At 68.7% G+C, this 18,703-nt stretch carries 15 protein-coding genes and 2 tRNA genes; 4 read left to right on the plus strand and 13 right to left on the minus strand.

Translation table 11 applies throughout. From position 1 onward, the window contains the following. Nucleotides 1-44: 44 nt before the first annotated feature. Together ACIPWY_RS14220 and ACIPWY_RS14225 are read right to left on the minus strand one after the other, a co-directional pair. Nucleotides 45-938, minus strand: coding sequence for a rhomboid family intramembrane serine protease (locus ACIPWY_RS14220; protein ID WP_362907745.1), 894 nt, complete (start codon nt 936-938; stop codon nt 45-47). Nucleotides 939-1,035: 97 nt separating this feature from the next. Then, nucleotides 1,036-1,563, minus strand: coding sequence for a peptidylprolyl isomerase (locus ACIPWY_RS14225; protein ID WP_393699290.1), 528 nt, complete (start codon nt 1,561-1,563; stop codon nt 1,036-1,038). A gap of 313 nt (nt 1,564-1,876) precedes the next feature. Between ACIPWY_RS14225 and ACIPWY_RS14230 the strand changes: the two genes are divergently transcribed. Next, on the plus strand, nt 1,877-2,584 hold the full coding sequence (locus tag ACIPWY_RS14230; protein ID WP_393699288.1) for a DUF5324 family protein: 708 nt from the start codon (nt 1,877-1,879) through the stop codon (nt 2,582-2,584). A gap of 83 nt (nt 2,585-2,667) precedes the next feature. Here ACIPWY_RS14230 and ACIPWY_RS14235 read toward each other — a convergent pair. Continuing rightward, nucleotides 2,668-2,740: transfer RNA gene (locus tag ACIPWY_RS14235), tRNA-Ala, on the minus strand. Nucleotides 2,741-2,922: 182 nt separating this feature from the next. On the opposite strand from ACIPWY_RS14235, the gene ACIPWY_RS14240 reads away from it, so the two are divergent. Both ACIPWY_RS14240 and ACIPWY_RS14245 read left to right on the plus strand, forming a co-directional pair. After that, the gene (locus ACIPWY_RS14240) at nt 2,923-3,471 is read left to right on the plus strand and encodes a DNA-binding protein (protein WP_100597242.1); all 549 of its coding nucleotides are present in this window, start codon (nt 2,923-2,925) and stop codon (nt 3,469-3,471) included. 118 nt (nt 3,472-3,589) lie between these two features. Continuing rightward, complete coding sequence (locus ACIPWY_RS14245; protein WP_401533299.1) at nt 3,590-5,398, plus strand: serine/threonine-protein kinase; 1,809 nt, start codon at nt 3,590-3,592, stop codon at nt 5,396-5,398. 27 nt (nt 5,399-5,425) lie between these two features. On the opposite strand, the gene ACIPWY_RS14250 is transcribed toward ACIPWY_RS14245, so the two are convergent. Together ACIPWY_RS14250 and ACIPWY_RS14255 are read right to left on the minus strand one after the other, a co-directional pair. Then, nucleotides 5,426-6,814, minus strand: coding sequence for a hypothetical protein (locus ACIPWY_RS14250; RefSeq protein ID WP_393699284.1), 1,389 nt, complete (start codon nt 6,812-6,814; stop codon nt 5,426-5,428). Nucleotides 6,815-7,078: 264 nt separating this feature from the next. Next, on the minus strand, nt 7,079-7,207 hold the full coding sequence (locus ACIPWY_RS14255) for a DLW-39 family protein (protein ID WP_003999697.1): 129 nt from the start codon (nt 7,205-7,207) through the stop codon (nt 7,079-7,081). A 314-nt stretch (nt 7,208-7,521) separates the two neighbouring features. Here ACIPWY_RS14255 and ACIPWY_RS14260 point away from each other — a divergent pair, with 314 nt between their 5' ends. After that, complete coding sequence (locus tag ACIPWY_RS14260; RefSeq protein WP_362907750.1) at nt 7,522-7,860, plus strand: DUF6344 domain-containing protein; 339 nt, start codon at nt 7,522-7,524, stop codon at nt 7,858-7,860. A gap of 663 nt (nt 7,861-8,523) precedes the next feature. Here ACIPWY_RS14260 and ACIPWY_RS14265 read toward each other — a convergent pair. From ACIPWY_RS14265 to dnaN, 8 genes are all read right to left on the minus strand, one after another. Next, nucleotides 8,524-8,597: transfer RNA gene (locus ACIPWY_RS14265), tRNA-Ile, on the minus strand. Between the two features lie 189 nt (nt 8,598-8,786). Next, nucleotides 8,787-9,449, minus strand: coding sequence for a DUF3566 domain-containing protein (locus ACIPWY_RS14270; RefSeq protein WP_362907751.1), 663 nt, complete (start codon nt 9,447-9,449; stop codon nt 8,787-8,789). Between the two features lie 18 nt (nt 9,450-9,467). Continuing rightward, nucleotides 9,468-12,098 (minus strand): DNA gyrase subunit A, encoded by a 2,631-nt coding sequence (gene gyrA, locus ACIPWY_RS14275; RefSeq protein ID WP_362907752.1) that lies wholly within the window; start codon nt 12,096-12,098, stop codon nt 9,468-9,470. A gap of 42 nt (nt 12,099-12,140) precedes the next feature. Next, a complete protein-coding gene (gyrB, locus tag ACIPWY_RS14280) occupies nt 12,141-14,237 on the minus strand; it encodes a DNA topoisomerase (ATP-hydrolyzing) subunit B (RefSeq protein WP_362907753.1) in 2,097 nt (698 codons plus the stop codon). Between the two features lie 275 nt (nt 14,238-14,512). Then, a complete protein-coding gene (locus ACIPWY_RS14285; protein ID WP_362907754.1) occupies nt 14,513-15,055 on the minus strand; it encodes a DciA family protein in 543 nt (180 codons plus the stop codon). Then, nucleotides 15,052-16,176: a DNA replication/repair protein RecF gene (gene recF, locus ACIPWY_RS14290; protein WP_362907755.1), complete on the minus strand. Its 1,125-nt coding sequence runs from the start codon at nt 16,174-16,176 to the stop codon at nt 15,052-15,054. The genes ACIPWY_RS14285 and recF overlap by 4 nt, the downstream gene beginning before the upstream one ends. A gap of 91 nt (nt 16,177-16,267) precedes the next feature. Beyond that, on the minus strand, nt 16,268-17,143 hold the full coding sequence (gene gnd / locus ACIPWY_RS14295) for a phosphogluconate dehydrogenase (NAD(+)-dependent, decarboxylating) (RefSeq protein ID WP_362907756.1): 876 nt from the start codon (nt 17,141-17,143) through the stop codon (nt 16,268-16,270). 177 nt (nt 17,144-17,320) lie between these two features. After that, nucleotides 17,321-18,451 (minus strand): DNA polymerase III subunit beta, encoded by a 1,131-nt coding sequence (dnaN, locus tag ACIPWY_RS14300; RefSeq protein ID WP_116512073.1) that lies wholly within the window; start codon nt 18,449-18,451, stop codon nt 17,321-17,323. Between the last annotated feature and the right edge of the window lie 252 nt (nt 18,452-18,703).

Consider the following 18,703-nt stretch of genomic DNA (forward strand, 5'->3'; position numbering starts at 1 on the left):
AGGATCCGGCACCGTCTGTGGACAACGTCGGTCACAGACCGAGCTCAAGTGAGCTGGGACGTCCTCACAAGCACAGTGACGACCACCACGGCGAGCACGAGTGCGCAGGTGCCGTACTGCACCAGCGAGCGGCGCTCCCTGGGCGCGTGGACCATCGCGTACCCCACGACCACACCGGCGACGAGACCACCGACGTGGGCCTGCCAGGCGATGTTGCCCCACGTGAACGTGAAGAGCAGATTCAGCGCGAGCAGGCCGATGACGGGCCGCATGTCGTAGTTGAGGCGCCGCACCAGCACCGCGGTCGCGCCCATGAGTCCGAAGACGGCTCCGGACGCGCCGAGGGACTGTCCGCTCGGATCCGCGATCGCATAGGTAAGCGCGCTGCCGGCCAGCCCCGAGACCATGTACAGCGCGATGTAGCGGGCCCTGCCGAGCGCCGCCTCCAGCGGACCGCCGAGCCACCACAGGCCCAGCATGTTGAACGCGATGTGCCACACCTCCTGGTGCGTGAACATCGACGTCACCAGGCGATACCACTCGCCGCCGGCCACGCCCTGATTCGGGACGTAGGGCGCGGGAGGCCAGGCCCCGACCAGAACGAGGTCGGAGAGGAGCCTGTCCGACACCTGGACCGCGATGAACACCGCCACGTTGATCCCGATCAGGATCTTCGTGACCAGGCGCGGATCGGCCGCGATCGTGCCGCCCGTGATCGTCCTCGGCCGGCTGGCCGCGGGGCCGTGCCCCGTACCAGAACCGCCCCGCACACAGTCCGGGCACTGGAAGCCCACCGAGGCGCTGACCATGCAGTCCGGGCAGATGGGCTTGTCGCAGCGGGCGCAGCGGATCCCGGTCTCGCGGTCAGGGTGCCGGTAGCAGCGGGGCGTGGCCTGCGCGTCCTGAGGACTCTGCGGACTGCCTGGCACCTGATCCATCGGAATCCCCTCGTACGAAACGTGCGCGGTCAACACATGACCCCGCCCATCCTTACGGATGAGCGGGGCGTATTGGTTCCCGTCGGCCGGGTTCCCCTCAGCGGGTCTCGACGACGACCGACTCGATGACCACGTCATTGACCGGACGGTCCGTACGCGGGTTGGTCTGCGCGGTCGCGATGGCGTCCACGACCTTCTGGCTGGCCTCGTCGACGACCTCGCCGAAAATGGTGTGCTTGCGGGTCAGCCAGGCCGTGGGCGACACCGTGATGAAGAACTGGGAGCCGTTGGTGCCCGGGCCCGCGTTCGCCATGGCCAGCAGGTACGGCTTGTCGAAGGCCAGGTCAGGGTGGAACTCGTCCTCGAACTGGTAGCCAGGACCGCCCGTGCCGTTGCCCAGCGGGTCACCGCCCTGGATCATGAAACCGCTGATCACCCGGTGGAAGACCGTGCCGTCGTAGAGCTTGTCCGTGGACTTCGCACCCGTCTCCGGGTTGGTCCACTCCCGCTCACCCCGAGCGAGCTCGACGAAGTTCTTGACCGTCTTGGGCGCGTGGTTCGGCAGCAGCCGGACTTCGATGTCGCCTTGGTTGGTCTTCAGGGTGGCGTAGAGCTGCTCAGCCACGATCTGCCTTCCGTTGCCTTCTGTGACGATCCGATCCTCGCACGCCCCCGTTGGCCCGTCGCCCGGCGGCAACCGCAGAATTTCCGGCCGAGTCGCCACCGAGGAGGCGCGCCGTACGGCGATCCGTGGCATTGTCGTCCGCAAGCCCCTCTTGCACCGTATTGATCAGCTATTGCCTGGAGTACCTCGGTACGCCCAATTGCGGCTTATACCCCGAATGCTCGCCCTCGCATGCCGCACCGCCGTCCGGCAGGCATGATCCGAAAAAGGGTGGATAGGTGAAAACCTGTACGCCACCGAGGAGGAGGATCCCGTGACCCGCATCGACAGCGTGCGCGCCGCGACCGGCTCGGCGAAGGACAGCGTGCTGCACGCCGCGGAAGTGGTGGCGCCCTACGCCGAGACGGCCAAGGACCGGGCCGCACTGTATGCGCAAGAAGCGCGCGTACGGCTAGCGCCCGTGATGTCGCAGGCTGCGCAGCAGACCCGCGACCAATACGACACATACCTCGCACCACATCTTGAACAGGCCCGCTCCCATGTGCCGCCGAAGGTCGACCAGGCCGCGCACGATGCGGCCGTCCGCACCAGGAAGGCCGCCCGCCAGGCCGCCGTCTACGCCAGGCCGCGGATCGAGCAGGCCGTGGCCGCCGCCCAGCCCGTCCGCGAGGAGGCGACGGCCCGCAGCGTCGCGGCGCTCGCCGCCCTGCGCGGGCAGGTGACACCGAAGGAGATTCGGAAGCTCGCCCGCAAGCACGAACGGCGAGCACGGGCCGGACGCGTCGCCAAGGGCTTCCTCATCGTCGGCGTCCTCGCCGGGGGCGCCTTCGCCGCCTGGAAGTGGTGGGACAAGCAGGCCAACCCGGACTGGTTGGTCGAACCGCCGGCCGCGACCGAGGTCCCGGACACCCCGCCCCTGTCATCGGTGGACGGCAGCGGCAAGAACGCCCTCGACCCCGAGGTCCAGGCCAAGCAGGCCGAAGCGGAGGCGGACGCCGCCGACCGCGACGACCGCGACTGAGCCTCGAACGAGCAGTAACGCCGTAGGGCGGGAGACCAGTGGTCTCCCGCCCTACGGCGTTCACGTGTTTCACGTGGAACCTGTGGAGCCTAGGAGATTCGAACTCCTGACATCTGCCTTGCAAAGGCAGCGCTCTACCAACTGAGCTAAGGCCCCGAAAACGACACGTCGAACCGGAAGAAGTGCGATCCGGTGCGCATCGCAGACCAGAGTACCGGGTCACCCCCCGGATCTCGCAAAAGGATTGGGGCTCCCGGTCCACAACCACTCTCCGTAAGATGCCCCACGTGGTTCGCGGCAGCGAACCGCCGTATTTGGGGAAGCGATGGGGAGACGCAATGGACGCCGCACAGCAGGAAGCTACCGCAAGAGCCCGGGAGCTCCAGCGAAACTGGTACGGAGAGCCGCTGGGGGCGCTCTTCCGTCGCCTCATCGATGACCTGGGCCTCAACCAGGCCAGGCTCGCGGGGGTTCTCGGCCTGTCCGCGCCCATGCTGTCCCAGCTGATGAGCGGTCAGCGCGCGAAGATAGGCAATCCGGCCGTCGTCCAGCGTGTCCAGCTGCTCCAGGACCTTGCGGGTCAGGTCGCCGACGGAAGCGTCAGCGCCGCCGAGGCCACCGAGCGCATGGACGAGATCAAGAAGTCACAGGGGGGCTCGGTGCTCACCAACACCGCGCAGACAACAACCAGTTCGGGCGCACCCACGGTCAAGCGCGTGGTCCGGGAGATCCAGTCGCTGCTGCGCTCCGTCTCCGCGGCCGGAGACATCATCGATGCGGCGGACACCCTCGCCCCGAGCCACCCGGAACTGGCAGAGTTCCTCCGGGTCTACGGAGCCGGGCGCACGTCCGACGCCGTGACCCACTATCAGGCGCACCAGAGCTGATCCCGGCCGCACGGTAGCGACATCGGGCCGGCCGCGACTCCCGCGGCCGGTCCTGGCCGCGGGACCATCCGAGAGGCCGGACGCGTCGTGACGGCCGAGGGGGGAGCGACGCACCACGATGGGTGAGGTCTTCGCCGGACGCTACGAACTGGCCGACCCGATCGGTCGCGGGGGAGCAGGCGCCGTATGGCGCGCCTGGGACCACCGGCGCCGCAGATATGTGGCCGCCAAGGTCCTGCTGCAGAGCGATGCCCACACCCTGCTCCGCTTCGTGCGCGAACAGGCACTGCGGATCGACCACCCCCACGTCCTCGCCCCGGCCAGCTGGGCCGCGGACGACGACAAGGTCCTGTTCACCATGGACCTGGTCGCCGGCGGCTCGCTGGCGCATCTGATCGGTGACTACGGGCCCCTGCCACCGTCCTTCGTGTGCCTCCTCCTGGACCAGCTCCTCGCCGGCCTCACCGCGGTGCACGCGGAAGGGGTCGTGCACCGTGACATCAAGCCCGCCAACATCCTTCTGGAGGCGACCGGCACCGCCCGGCCTCATCTGCGCCTCTCGGACTTCGGCATCGCGATGCGCAAGGGCGAGCCCCGGCTCACCGAGAACGACTATGTGGTGGGGACGCCCGGCTACTTCGCCCCCGAACAGGCGATGGGCGGTGAGCCGGACTTCCCGGCAGACCTGTTCGCCGTCGGTCTCGTCGCGCTGTATCTGCTCCAGGGCGCCCGGCCGGACTCCAGGGCCCTGATCGAACACTTCACCGACCACGGCACCCCTGGCGCGCCCCAGGGCATCCCCGGCCCCCTGTGGACCGTCGTGGCCGGTCTGCTGCAGCCTGATCCCGAAGCGCGTTTCCGTACCGCGACAGGCGCGCGCAAGGCCCTCCTGGCCGCCTCCGAACTGCTTCCTGAGCCCGGACCCGACGACGAACTGGTCGAGGTCTTCGATCAACTCGGCGCTCTCCCACCGGGGTTCACCCAGAGCGGCCCGACCACGACCTCCCTGGCCGTCGCACCCGGCCTCATACACGACCGGGGCCGGAGCCAGGGCACGAGCGGCCGTTCCACGACGCGGAAGCCCGGGCCGGGAGAGGCTCTGCCCCCACTCCCACCGGAACCCCCGACACCGGCACCGGCACCACCGCCGCCTCCGTATGCCCCCGTGGTGCCGGACGCCCCACCGGCGGGCCTGTCTGTCCCCGGCCCTGCCACCCCCGCACCCCTGGGGTCGGCATCCAACCCCTCACAGACCGGCCTGCGCGTGAGCGGTGCCCCCCTGGTGCCCAACACGTCTCGAACCGGCCTGCCCGGGACCGCCCCGTCGGGCACCGTCACGCCCGAGACCAGCACGCCCGAGACCAGCAGGCCCGAGACCAGCAGGCCCGAGACCAGCATGTCCGAGACCGGCAGCTTCCACCTGCCGCCGCCTCCTCCCGCGCAACCGCCCGCTCAGCCACTGCCGCAGCCCCCGGCACAGCGACTCGCGCAAACCTCTCCCGAGCCTCGGCCCATCACCCCCATCACAGCTCGCGACGCTCCCGAGTACGCCGCCCCACCACACCCCCGCCCCACAGCGCCACAAGCACCACCATCCGCCCCACCAACTCGCCCGCACCCCCACGAGCCCTCCCCCCACACTCCGCCCACGACCCCGGCCACCCAGCACTCCTACGCCGCTCCGGCTCCCGCTCCTGCCCTGGTGCCGGCGCCCGCTCAGCCTGTCTCTACCTCTACGTACACCGCCCAGAGCGTTCAGGTTCCACTCGTCGGCCACTCGAATCCTCGCGGCGCGGCCCCGAACCCGACCCCTCATCGGCGGGTGCGGAAACGACGGCCGGGACCGCCCGCAAAGGTGGCGATCCCGGTGCTTTTCGTTGCCTTGGTCAGTTTCGCGGTCGGCATCTGGGCGCTGACCCAGGCCTGAGAACCTGACGTCCCCCCGCCTACCCACCTACCAACCGGCGGGCGCCCGCCGGCGAGCGACATACGTCCATACGCCGAGCCCCAGCACCAGCACGGACCCCGTGCCGATCCCCGCGATCCCGAGGACCGTCATACGGTTCGTCCGGGTGGACCCGCCCTGCGCCGCCTGCCCGTCGCCCTGCCCGCCTGCCGAGGGCAACGATGCGCCCCCACCCTGCGCGGACCCGCGCTCAGCGGCGGCCCGGTCCGCGTCCGTGACCTGGAACGCTCCCGGATCCCGCACATACTCCGGCGCCGACGCCACGTCCCCCTGGACCGTCAGACGGAGCGTCAGCCCGGACTCCTTGTTCCCGAAGGTCCCCTTCATCTCCGGGGTGAGGGAGACCTTCAGGTAGTACCAGCCGGCGAACCGCACGCCCGCTTCGTCCGCGCGCGACAGATAGCGGTTCTCGTAGGCGACCGGAGGCAGGGAGTCCAGAGCCGCCGCAGAGGTCTCCCCTCCATACGAGGCGTCCTTCGAAGTGATCGGCGTCCGCGCCGGGTTGTACAGGGCGACAGTGAGCGCGCTCGGCACAAAGCCCCTACGGCCCGCGTCACCCGCCGAAGTACCGAGCTCGGCCTCGGTGAAGAGCTGCTGTCCCCACTCCAGCGGCACCCGGTAGAAGAGGGTCTGCCCCGGGCGGATCCGGTCCTTCCATACGCCTTGCCGCAGGCTCTGCGCGTCGTTGAACCCCGTGCCGCCGCGGCGTTCGGAGGGGATTCCGGCGGGCGGCCGTGGCGAAGCCGACGACCAGGCACCGGGCCCGGTGGTCGCGGGCGGCGACTTGAGCGCGGGCTCCGAGAAGACGCTCAGCTCCAGGTCCCAGCGCTCCCGGGTGGAATCCGGCGCCGTTTTGCGCGCGACGACCACGTCATACGTACCCGCGTCCTGACAGCGCCCACCGCCCTCCCGTACAACCCTCTCCGCGGTGGCGGCTATCGGCCTCGGATATTCGGCGGAGCGGAACGCCGCGACCTCGGAGTCACAGCGATTGCCCTGCCGGTCCTGCAGGGTCACGGAAACGCTGTCGTTGAACGCCACCTTCACGTCCGCCCTGACCTTCGGCACCGCCACCACCGAGACATACGTATCGGAGGATCCGTCCAGGTCGACACGGTAATAACGCGTGCCGGCCGCGCCCTTCGCACCCGACCCACTGCCGAGCCCGGTGCCCTTCACCCCCGCCTCGATGGAGCTCCGATACGTCTCCCCGGCCTTGAGCTCCGCCGCATCCGTACTGGTCAACTCGCCCTGGACGCTCTTCGCCCCGTCTGCGAAGACATACGGAGCCGAGTCCCCCGCCACCGCGGCCCCTGGCAGCGCCACCACCGCGACCGGCACGGCCACCGCGCACACCGCCGCCTTGAGTGCCGACACCGGCCGTCCAAACCCGCGCCTCACCAGGCGCCGCCCCATGCGCCGACTCATCACGCGCCCCCTCGTCGCCCCGCCATCGCCTCATCGCCGGACGACCATCCTGCCGCCAGAGCCCCGCACACCCCACCGGCATTCGCCAAAGCAAGCGAATAATTTACTCAAGCGAATAGCCGGCCCCGGAACCGACTGCGCACCCGCTCCCCGGACAGCACAAAGCCCCGACCGCGCATGCGATCGGGGCCTTGAAGAGACTGTCGTCGATACTCACGAACCCGTGGGTACGGAGTCAGTCGCCTCCGTCCACAGATCCTGCTCGGCGCGATCCGCCTGGATCTGGCGGTACACGAGGAGCCCGCCGATGGCGGCCAGTGCGACCAGGAGAAGCTTCTTCACCGCGCGACCTCGTCTTTCTTTGACGTAGGGGACCTCTGGCGCCCGACTATACACACCGACCGATACCGATCGGTGACCTGCACCCGGGCCCAACTCCCGCACCCCGCCGACCAATCGAGCCGGATGACGGCACCCTGATCACACTTCGCAGAATGTGAAATTAGGGGTGATGACGCTCACACAGGGCGATTGCGCCCATCCGAGTGGTGTTCATCTGAACATCGTCGCGCCACGGGCGTCGGTCCCCCACTCCGGAGCCCGCATACACATCATGAGGAAAGTACGCAAATCGCCCAACCCGAAAGTGAGGGATCATGGCCACCAACAAGGTCATCAAGCTGTGGACCGTCCTCATCACCGCCTTCTTCGCGGTGCTGACCGCGATGGGTCTCACCTCCCCGGCCACCGCGGCCACGCCCGTACAGCAGACGGAGGGCACCCGCAACGCGGCGGTAAGCACCCCCGCCGCCACCGCCGTCCAGGCTCCCTGGGCCTTCAAACGGTCGCTGCCTCCCACCATGAAGCAGCGCATCCGCGCCGAGGCCCACGGTTCCTCCCCCAGCTGCCGCCACCGCCCGCCGGTCGACACGGAGTCCGGGAACGAGTTCGACGAGACCCCGGCAGGCGTCAGCGCGCTCCACTCACAGTCGTAACGACCGCAGTACGTGAAGCAGTACGTGAAGCAGTACGTACAGATGAAGCACCACCAGCAGTGACAGCAGCGGTACCGAAAGCGGCAACGGCAAGACAGCCGGCCCTGAAGGACCGCAGCAGACCCTTCGCAGCAAAAGCTCCACCGCAAGAACAGCCGGCGAGGAAGACCGACAGGTACCACCGGCAGGCCCCACCGCAAGAGAAACGGCCGCCAGCACGGTTCATCGGCCCAGGCCGACAGCGCCACTCAGTACGGCCGGCACGACGAGTACGACCACACAGACCAACGCATCACCCGCATCACCCGCACCACAGCAGCGCGGCACCGCAGAGACACGGCGGCACCCGGCAGCGCTTCACCAGCGCAGCCACGCCCCGAACCTGCCCGCCGCACTCCAGGTTCAGACGGCACCAACCCGCAGGCAGAGCGCCCTACCGCCAGACCGCGCTCCCGCGCCCTCGACCTTTCATGACCCCGGCCGCCACAGGCTGAGGGTCTTCTCGGCGTGCGCCCGCCATCATCGGGCGCTGTACCTCCCGGCGCGCAGGCCAGGCGGCTGCCGTATGCACGGCACAGCACCACAGCCCCGCCCGCTCGCCCCGCCGTCCCCCTGTAGACGCCAAAAACCCCCAACCACAATGGGTTGAGGGTTTCTGTCTTGTGGGGCTAACAGGATTTGAACCTGTGGCCTCATCCTTATCAGGGATGCGCTCTAACCAACTGAGCTATAGCCCCGCCGCGCTTTGCGGTGTGTGTCCCGCGCGCTGACCTCTGAAGATTAGCGCACGACCCGGCCAGTCCCAAAATCGATACCTGGGACCCCGCCTCACCGGCCCAAACGCCTGTGGAGCGCACCCCCGTCAGGGAATGCGCTCCACAGGTGTCACAGCGACTGAACCGACGAAAGAGACTGCTGCTCGGCTGCTACTCGTCCTCGGCGAGGGTCAGCTCGACGCCGCCCACGAAACCCGCGGAGAGGTTGTAGATGAACGCGCCGAGCGTGGCCAGAGCCGTCGCGAGGACGACGTCGATGACCGCGATGATCGAAGTGAAGATCAGGACGCGCGGCAGCGACAGGAACGACTGAAGGTCGAAGCCGTTGGACTCGTTCGAGCCCGTGGCCTCGGAGATCGTGCCGCCCACGGTCGAGAAGACGCCCATGGCGTCCATGACCATCCACAGCACCGCAGCCGCGACGATCGTGCAGATGCCGAGCGCGATGGAGAGCAGGAAGCTGACCTTCATCACCGACCACGGATCGGCCTTGGCAACCCTCAGGCGCGCCTTGCGCGTACGAGGCGTCGTGCGGGCCCCCGTACGCGGCCTGCGGACCGCTCCGGCCGGCGGAGCCGCCTGGTAGGCCTGCGGCGGGTGGTACGGCTGCTGGGGCTGCTCGGGCTGCGGCCGCTCCCCGGGCAACGCCCCGTCCGTGCCGGCCGCGTACTGCTGCGTCTGCGGACCTCGGGTGTCCGTCACAGTTCCCCCCTGGGATCCATGAGACTCGGGCGAGTCGTTCGAGTCAGTGGCGGGGCCACGGCCGCCGTCCGTTTCCGTGCCGGTGGATCCGGCGCCCGTGGCTCCGCTCACGATGACTCACTCCTCGCGCTACTCGGCCGTGGACTCCGTGCCCTCGTCCGTTTCGACAGCCGCCTCGACCTCGACGGTCTCGTCGACGATGACGTCACCGTCGACCTCCTCCGCCTCGCGACCGGCCTCGGCGTTACGAGCGATACCGACCACGGCATCGCGCTTGCCCAGGTTGATCAGTTGGACGCCCATGGTGTCACGGCCCGTCTCCCTGACCTCGTTGACTCGCGTGCGAATCACACCGCCGGACAGCGTGATGGCGAGGATTTCGTCGGTCTCCTCGGTCACCAGCGCGCCCACGAGCGATCCGCGGTCTTCCACGATCTTGGCGGCCTTGATACCGAGGCCACCGCGGCCCTGGACGCGGTACTCGTCGACGGCGGTCCGCTTCGCGTACCCGCCGTCGGTGGCGGTGAACACGAACGTACCCGGCCGGACGACATTCATCGAGAGCAGCTGGTCACCCTCGCGGAAACTCATGCCCTTCACGCCGGATGTGGCGCGGCCCATCGGGCGCAGCGCGTCGTCCGTGGCGGTGAAGCGGATGGACTGCGCCTTCTTGCTGATGAGCAGCAGGTCGTCCTCGGCGGAGACCAGCTCGGCGCCGATCAGCTCGTCGTCGGAACCGTCCTCCGTCTCGCGGAGGTTGATGGCGATGACGCCGCCCGCGCGGGGCGAGTCGTAGTCCTTGAGGGGGGTCTTCTTCACGAGGCCGCCCTTTGTGGCGAGGACCAGGTAAGGAGCCGCTTCGTAGTCGCGGATCGCGAGGATCTCGGCGATCGCCTCGTCCGGCTGGAAGGCCAGCAGGTTGGCCACGTGCTGGCCGCGCGCGTCACGGCCGGCGTCCGGGAGCTCGTAGGCCTTCGCGCGGTAGACGCGGCCCTTGTTCGTGAAGAACAGCAGCCAGTGGTGCGTCGTCGACACGAAGAAGTGGTCGACGATGTCGTCTTCCTTGAGCTTCGTGCCGCGTACGCCCTTGCCACCGCGCTTCTGCGAGCGGTAGTCGACCGTCTTGGTGCGCTTGACGTAGCCGCCGCGCGTGATGGTGACGACGATGTCCTCTTCGGCGATCAGGTCCTCCATGGACATGTCGCCGTCGAAGGGCACCAGCTTGGAGCGTCGGTCGTCGCCGAACTTCTCGACGATCGCCGCGAGTTCCTGGCTGATGATCTGGCGCTGGCGCTCCGGCGAGGCCAGGATCGCGTTGTACTCGTTGATCTTGAGCTGCAGTTCGTCGTGCTCGGCGACGATCTTCTGGCGCTCCAGGGCGGCCAGTCGGCGCAGCTGCATCTCGAGGATGGCGTTGGCCTGGATCTCGTCGATCTCCAGGAGGCCCATCAGGCCCTCACGGGCGATCTCGACGGTGTCGCTGCGCCGGATGAGCGCGATGACCTCGTCGATGGCGTCCAGGGCCTTCAGGAGGCCGCGCAGGATGTGGGCGCGCTCCTCGGCCTTGCGCAGGCGGAACTTCGTACGGCGGACGATGACCTCGACCTGGTGGCTCACCCAGTGGCGGATGAAGGCGTCCAGGGAGAGGGTGCGCGGCACGCCGTCGACGAGCGCCAGCATGTTGGCGCCGAAGTTCGTCTGCAGGTCGGTGTGCTTGTAGAGGTTGTTCAGGACGACCTTGGCGACGGCGTCGCGCTTCAGGACGATGACCAGGCGCTGGCCCGTACGGGAGGACGTCTCGTCGCGGACGTCGGCGATGCCGCCGACCCTGCCGTCCTTCACGAGGTCGGCGATCTTCTGCGCGAGGTTGTCCGGGTTGACCTGGTACGGGAGTTCGGTGACCACCAGGCACTGGCGGTTCTGGATCTCCTCGACCTCGACGACCGCGCGCATCGTGATGGAGCCACGGCCGGTGCGGTACGCCTCCTCGATGCCCTTGCGGCCCACCACAAGGGCGCCGGTCGGGAAGTCGGGGCCCTTGATGCGCTCGATGAGCGCGTCCAGGAGCTCCTCGTGGGATGCCTCGGGGTTCTCCAGGCACCACTGGGCACCGGCCGCGACCTCGCGCAGGTTGTGCGGCGGGATGTTGGTGGCCATGCCGACCGCGATACCGGCCGAGCCGTTGATCAGCAGGTTCGGGAAGCGGGCCGGCAGGACGGTCGGCTCCTGGGAGCGGCCGTCGTAGTTGTCCGTGAAGTCGACGGTCTCCTCGTCGATGTCGCGGACCATCTCCATGGACAGCGGCGCCATCTTGCACTCGGTGTAGCGCATGGCGGCTGCGGGGTCGTTGCCCGGAGAGCCGAAGTTTCCGTTCGAGTCCACCAGCGGCATACGCATCGACCACGGCTGCGCCAGGCGGACCAGGGCGTCGTAGATCGAGGAGTCGCCGTGCGGGTGGTAGTTACCCATGACGTCGCCGACGACGCGGGCGCACTTGTAGAAGCCCTTCTCGGGCCGGTAGCCGCCGTCGTACATCGCGTAGAGCACGCGGCGGTGGACGGGCTTGAGGCCGTCCCGCACGTCGGGCAGCGCACGCGACACGATGACGGACATCGCGTAGTCGAGGTACGAGCGCTGCATCTCGGTCTCGAGCCCGACGGGCTCGATGCGCTGGGCACCCTCCTCGGGCACCTCGGTCTCGACACTCACGCTGATCTCGACGCCGTCGTCAGGCGCAGGGGGCATGTTCTCGTCGGTCATTGCTGGTGAAGATCCTTTCTGATGCGGTCAGCTGAGACCGACTCAGATGTCGAGGAAGCGGACGTCCTTGGCGTTGCGCTGGATGAACGAGCGGCGCGCCTCGACGTCCTCACCCATCAGGACGGAGAACAGGTCGTCCGCCTGGGCGGCGTCGTCGAGGGTGACCTGGCCGAGCACGCGGTGGTCGATGTCCATCGTGGTGATGCGCAGCTCCTCGGCGTTCATCTCGCCGAGACCCTTGAAGCGCTGGATCGAGTCCTCGCGGACCCGCTTGCCCTGCTGACGGCCGAGCTCGAGCAGGGCGTCGCGCTCGCGGTCCGAGTACGCGTACTCGAAGTCCTCACGGCCCCACTTGATCTTGTAGAGCGGCGGGCGCGAGAGGTACACGTAGCCGGCCTCGACGAGGGGCCGCATGAAGCGGAACAGGAAGGTCAGCAGAAGGGTGTTGATGTGCTGGCCGTCGACGTCGGCGTCCGCCATCAGAATGATCTTGTGGTAGCGGAGCTTCTCGATGTCGAAGTCCTCATGGACTCCGGTGCCGAAGGCGGAGATCAGTGCCTGGATCTCCTGGTTCTGCAGGATCTTGTCGATCCGCGCCTTCTCGACGTTCAGGATCTTGCCTCGGATGGGCAGGATGGCCTGGTACTGCGGGTTGCGGCCGGACTTGGCCGAGCCGCCGGCGGAGTCACCCTCGACGATGAAGATCTCGCACTTGGTGGGGTCGTTCGACTGGCAGTCGGAGAGCTTGCCCGGCAGCGACGCACTCTCAAGGAGGCCCTTGCGGCGCGTCAGGTCGCGGGCCTTGCGAGCCGCCACGCGCGCGGTGGCCGCCTGGATGGACTTGCGGATGATGTCCGCGGCCTCCACCGGATTCCGGTCGAGCCAGTCCGTGAGGTGCTCGTGCACGACCTTCTGGACGAAGGTCTTCGCCTCGGTGTTGCCCAGCTTGGTCTTGGTCTGGCCCTCGAACTGCGGCTCGCCGAGCTTGATCGAGATGATCGCCGTCAGACCCTCGCGGATGTCGTCACCCGTGAGGTTGTCGTCCTTCTCGCGCAGCAGCTTCTTGTCGCGCGCGTACCGGTTGATGAGACCGGTGAGCGCGGCCCGGAAGCCCTCTTCGTGCGTGCCGCCCTCGTGCGTGTGGATGGTGTTGGCGAAGGAGTAGACGCCCTCGCTGTAGCCGTTGTTCCACTGCATCGCGACCTCGACGGAAAGGAGCCTCTCCTTGTCCTCGGCCTCGATGTCGATCACCGACGGATGTACCACGTCCCCCTTGCGGGAGTTCAGGTACTTCACGAAGTCGACGATGCCGCCTTCGTAGTGGTACGTGACGGTCTTGACCTCGGACTTCTCGTCCGCGCCGGCCTCGTCCGCCCCCGTCACGGCCTTCGCCGACTCGCGCTCATCAGTGAGTTTGATCGTCAAACCCTTGTTGAGGAACGCCATCTCCTGGAAACGCCGCGAGAGCGTCTCGAAGGAGTAGTCGGTCGTCTCGAAGATGTCGCCGTCGGCCCAGAAGGTGACCGAGGTACCGGACTCCTCAGTGGCCTCGTGCTGGGCGAGCGTGGCCGTCGGGACGCCCAACTTGTAGTCCTGCGTCCAGCGATGGCCGTCGGTCTTGACCTCGACGGCCACCCGCGTGGACAGCGCGTTCACCACGGAGACGCCCACGCCGTGCAGACCACCGGAGACCGCGTAGCCGCCGCCACCGAACTTGCCGCCCGCGTGCAGGACGGTGAGCACGACCTCGAGGGCCGGCTTGCCCTCGGACGGGACGATGCCCACCGGGATGCCGCGGCCGTTGTCGACGACGCGTACGCCGCCGTCGGCGAGGATCGTGACGTCGATGGTGTCCGCGTGCCCCGCCAGCGCCTCGTCGACCGAGTTGTCGACAACCTCGTACACGAGGTGGTGCAGGCCGCGCTCGCCGGTGGAGCCGATGTACATGCCGGGCCGCTTGCGGACCGCGTCCAGACCCTCGAGGACGGTGATGGCGCTGGCGTCGTACGACGAGGTTGCCTCGCCGGAGGACGTGGTCGCCTCCGCGGGGGCCTCGCCGACGGCGTCGGCGGCAGTGGACGGGATGTTCTCGTTGGGGTTGCCGGAATCGGCCACGAAGCGCCCTTTCTGGCACAGCACAAGCCAAGCTCCCGGCGGTGGCCGGAGCGGCTGCGTCGTTCAGCGATAGTCAGCGTTGCTCGGTGCGTCCCACAAGTGGGGCGGGATTAGCTCTCAGTCTACCGGTAGCGCTGACAGTGATGGGGGTTTGCCGGTACCTGAGTCCGCATGTGCCGCCCTGAACCGGCCTCCGCCGACTCCCCATATGCGTCCCGGGGCTCCAAGAGGCTCACAGAGGCACTCAGCGCTTCCGGGCGTCAACCGGGTGTCAACCCCCGGCCACTGGGCCCCCGGACTCACCCGTAGGTGTCGCCGGGGCCCTTGCTTCCGGGGGCGCGCAGGGGGCCGAAGCGGCGGGCGGGGCCGTTGGGTCCCTGGATCTTCAGAAGCCGTACGGTGCCGTGTCCGAGGTCCTCGTTGAGCCGCGCCACCAGCTGCGGGGCCAGCAGACGCAGCTGCGTCGCCCAGGCCGTCGAATCGCACTGGACGGTCAGGACGCGCTCGTCCTCGTCGTACTTCAGGGGCTCGGAGTGCTTGGCGAGGTCCTCGCCCACGATCTCCGGCCAGCGGCCCATGACACCGCCGACGGCGGCCGGCGCCTCCCAGCCGCGCTCGGTGATCAGCCGGTTGATCGCCGCGCCGAACGCGACGGGGTCGCGGCCGTCGGCACGCGCCCCGGACCTCAGTCCGCCGCCGCGCCGGGCCTGCTTCTTCTGCTGGTCGGCCACTCCACGCGCGCGTGCCTGCTCCTTCGCCGCGCGCAGGGCCACGCGCGCGAGGTCGACGCCGGACGGCTCAGGCGCCTTCCGCGGGGCGTCCTTGGGTGTGTTCTCGCTCATACCCGCTCCACCATGCCTTCGGACACCGCGTACCGCGTGCCCGCCAGGACGCCCGGCACGTCGTCGTCCACCGCGGCCGTCACCAGGACCTGCTCGCCGGGGGCGACCAGTTCGGCGAGGCGCTCCCTGCGCCGCGCGTCGAGCTCCGCGAAGACGTCGTCGAGGACGAGCACCGGTTCGTTCCCCTCGGCTCGCAGCAGGTCGTACGAGGCCAGGCGCAGCGCCAGCGCGTACGACCAGGACTCGCCATGGCTGGCGTACCCCTTCGCCGGCAGCTGGCCGAGCTTGAGGATCAGGTCGTCGCGATGCGGTCCGACGAGGGTCACGCCCCGCTCGATCTCCTGTTTGCGGGCCGCTTCGAGGGCGGTCATCAACTGCTCGTAGAGCTCTTCGCGCGCGTGGCCGTCGATTTCGGGCGAGGACGGCTTGTAGTCCAGGGCCAGCGGGCCGCCGCCGGGGGCCAGCTGCTCGTACGCCTTGTCGGCGAGCGGCTGCAGCATGGCGATCAGGTCGAACCGCTGCGCGAGCAGCTCGGCGCCCACACGCGCGAGGTGCTGGTCCCACACGTCGAGGGTCGACAGGTCCATGGACCGGCCGCCGTGCCTGCGGGCGAGCGCGGCCGATTTGAGGAGCGTGTTGCGCTGCTTGAGCACGCGGTCGTAGTCCGACCGGACGCCGGCCATGCGCGGGGAGCGGGCGGTGATCAGCTCGTCGAGGAAGCGGCGGCGCTCACCGGGGTCGCCCTTGACGAGTGCGAGGTCCTCGGGCGCGAACAGCACAGTGCGCACGATGCCGAGCACGTCACGGGGTCTGACCTGTGAGGATCGGTTGATCCTGGCGCGGTTCGCCTTGCCCGGGTTGAGTTCGAGCTCGATGAGCTGCTGGCGCTCGCCCTGCCGGACGGCGGCCCGGATGACGGCGCGCTCGGCGCCCATGCGGACCAGCGGCGCGTCCGAGGAGACCCGGTGGCTGCCGAGGGTGGCGAGATAGCCGACGGCCTCGACGAGGTTGGTCTTGCCCTGCCCGTTCGGGCCCACGAAGGCGGTGACGCCCGGATCGAGAGGGACCTCGACCCGGGCGTACGAGCGGAAGTCGGCCAGTGACAGATGCGTCACGTGCATGATCGTTCGCCGACCTCCCCCAAGGTGTGGAGCGGATGTGGATTACTTCGTCGTGGAGCTTCGTGAATGCGTTGTGGGCTCGGCCTGTGGGCTAGCTCTTCTCGACTGCGTGGCCGCCGAACTGGTTGCGCAGGGCGGCGATCATCTTCATCTGCGGCGAGTCGTCCTGGCGCGAGGCGAAGCGGGCGAAGAGCGACGCGGTGATGGCGGGCAGCGGCACCGAGTTGTCGATGGCCGCCTCGACGGTCCAGCGGCCCTCACCGGAGTCCGCCGCGTATCCCCGCAGCTTGTTCAGGTGCTCGTCGTCGTCCAGCGCGTTGACCGCCAGGTCGAGCAGCCAGGAGCGGATGACCGTGCCTTCCTGCCAGGAGCGGAAGACCTCGCGGACGTTCTCCACGGAGTCGACCTTCTCCAGGAGCTCCCAGCCCTCGGCGTAGGCCTGCATCATGGCGTACTCGATGCCGTTGTGGACCATCTTCGCGAAGTGGCCCGCGCCGACCTTGCCCGCGTGGACGGAGCCGAATTCGCCCTCCGGCTTGAGGGCGTCGAAGATCGGCTGGACCTTGGCGACGTTCTCCTTGCTGCCGCCGTACATCAGCGCGTAGCCGTTCTCCAGGCCCCAGACACCACCGGAGACGCCGCAGTCGACGAAGCCGATGCCCTTGATGCCCAGCTCTACGGCGTGCTTCTCGTCGTCGGTCCAGCGCGAGTTGCCGCCGTCGACCACGACGTCGCCCGGCTGAAGGAGGTCGGCGAGCTCGTCGACGGTGGCCTGGGTCGGACCGCCGGCGGGCACCATCACCCACACCACACGCGGGCCCTTGAGCTTGTCCACAAGCGCTCCGAGGCTGTGGACGTCCGCGAGGTCCGGATTGCGGTCGTATCCGATGACGGTGTGGCCTGCGCGGCGGATGCGCTCGCGCATGTTGCCGCCCATCTTGCCGAGACCGACGAGACCGAGCTCCATCAGGTGGTTCCTTAAGTTGCGACGGGGCGTGAGGTGGTGCGTGAGGCACTCCCGCACCTGTGTTCCGAGCCTAAACCTGGGGGTACCACCCACGCCTTTCGGACAGTGGGGGGAACTCACGCACGCCCGCGGGCATGGCCGCCTGGCGAACGCCCGGCGGCCATGCCCTGTGGAGCGTCAGCCCGACAGCCGCACCGGCATGATCAGGTACTTGTACGCGTCGTCCGCTTCGGCGTCCACGGCGGGCCTGCCGCTGAGCAGCGCCGGCTTCGTGGAGGTCGTGAAGGAGAGCTGGGCGACCGGGGAGTCGATCGCGCTCAGACCGTCCAGAAGGAACGTCGGGTTGAAGGCGATCGAGATGTCGTCCCCGTCGAGCTGGGCGTCGACCCTTTCCACAGCCTGTGCGTCGTCACTGGAGCCGGCCTCCAGGATCAGCACGCCCTGCTCGAAGCTGAGCCGCACCGGGGTGTTCCGCTCCGCGACGAGGGCCACGCGCTTGACTGCCTCCACGAAGGGGGCGGTCTCGATCACGGCCACGGAGTTGAACTCCGTCGGGAACAAGGTGCGGTACTTCGGCAGGTCGCCCTCGAGCAGACGCGTCGTCGTACGGCGGCCCGCGCCCTCGAAGCCGATGAGACCCTCACCGGCGCCGGAGCCCGACAGGGCCAGGGTGACCGTGTCACCGCTCGTGAGCGCCTTGGCGGTGTCCAGGAGCGTCTTGGCGGGCACCAGGGCGACCGCGGACGCCTCGGGGTCCTCCGGCTTCCACAGGAACTCGCGGACCGCGAAGCGGTAGCGGTCGGTGGACGCGAGAGTGACCGTGTCGCCCTCGATCTCGATGCGCACACCCGTGAGCACCGGCAGCGTGTCGTCACGGCCGGCGGCGATGGCCACCTGGGCCGCGGCGGAGGCGAAGACCTCACCGGGGACTGTGCCCGTCGCGGTCGGCATCTGCGGCAGCGCCGGGTACTCCTCCACAGGCAGGGTGTGGAGTGTGAATCGCGAGGAGCCGCAGACCACGGTCGCTCGTACACCGTCTGTGGAAATCTCCACCGGACGGTTCGGCAGGGCACGGCAGATGTCCGCCAGGAGCCGGCCGGAGACGAGGACGGTGCCCTCCTCGTCGATCTCCGCGTCGACCGAGACCCGGGCCGAGACCTCGTAGTCGAAGCTCGACAGGCTCAGTGCGCCCTCCTCGGCCTTCAGGAGAAGGCCCGCGAGGACAGGCGCAGGCGGTCGAGCCGGGAGGCTGCGCGCCGCCCAGGCCACTGCCTCCGCGAGTACGTCGCGTTCCACCCGGATCTTCACCGTAAGCCGCCTCCTGCTGTTGCTGGCTGCTCTCGCCCTGCGTTGGTCTTCGGTCTTCGTCGTGTGACTCGGTGTCGCTCAGCCGCCACATGGGAAGGACACCGGGGAACAGTCTGACGTACGGCGCTGACAGTCGTTGCCGCTCGGGGTCAAGTCGTGCCGAGGCGCGGTTGGCCACCGGACCCCGAGTTGTGCACAGCCCCCACTTCAATCCTGATTCCCAGCTCTCTCTAGTTGGGAGTAGTAGTAGGG

It is taken from the genome of Streptomyces sp. NPDC090032, from assembly GCF_044748025.1.
Taxonomy (GTDB): Bacteria; Actinomycetota; Actinomycetes; order Streptomycetales; family Streptomycetaceae; genus Streptomyces.

Bases quoted from the DNA above. Each gene is read 5' to 3' on its own strand.
- ACIPWY_RS14220 (WP_362907745.1), bottom strand. From the start codon at position 938: ATGGATCAGGTGCCAGGCAGTCCGCAGAGTCCTCAGGACGCGCAGGCC.
- ACIPWY_RS14240 (WP_100597242.1), top strand. From the start codon at position 2,923: ATGGACGCCGCACAGCAGGAAGCTACCGCAAGAGCCCGGGAGCTCCAG.
- ACIPWY_RS14245 (WP_401533299.1), top strand. From the start codon at position 3,590: ATGGGTGAGGTCTTCGCCGGACGCTACGAACTGGCCGACCCGATCGGT.
- ACIPWY_RS14260 (WP_362907750.1), top strand. From the start codon at position 7,522: ATGGCCACCAACAAGGTCATCAAGCTGTGGACCGTCCTCATCACCGCC.
- gyrA (WP_362907752.1), bottom strand. From the start codon at position 12,098: ATGACCGACGAGAACATGCCCCCTGCGCCTGACGACGGCGTCGAGATC.
- ACIPWY_RS14285 (WP_362907754.1), bottom strand. From the start codon at position 15,055: ATGAGCGAGAACACACCCAAGGACGCCCCGCGGAAGGCGCCTGAGCCG.
- recF (WP_362907755.1), bottom strand. From the start codon at position 16,176: ATGCACGTGACGCATCTGTCACTGGCCGACTTCCGCTCGTACGCCCGG.
- gnd (WP_362907756.1), bottom strand. From the start codon at position 17,143: ATGGAGCTCGGTCTCGTCGGTCTCGGCAAGATGGGCGGCAACATGCGC.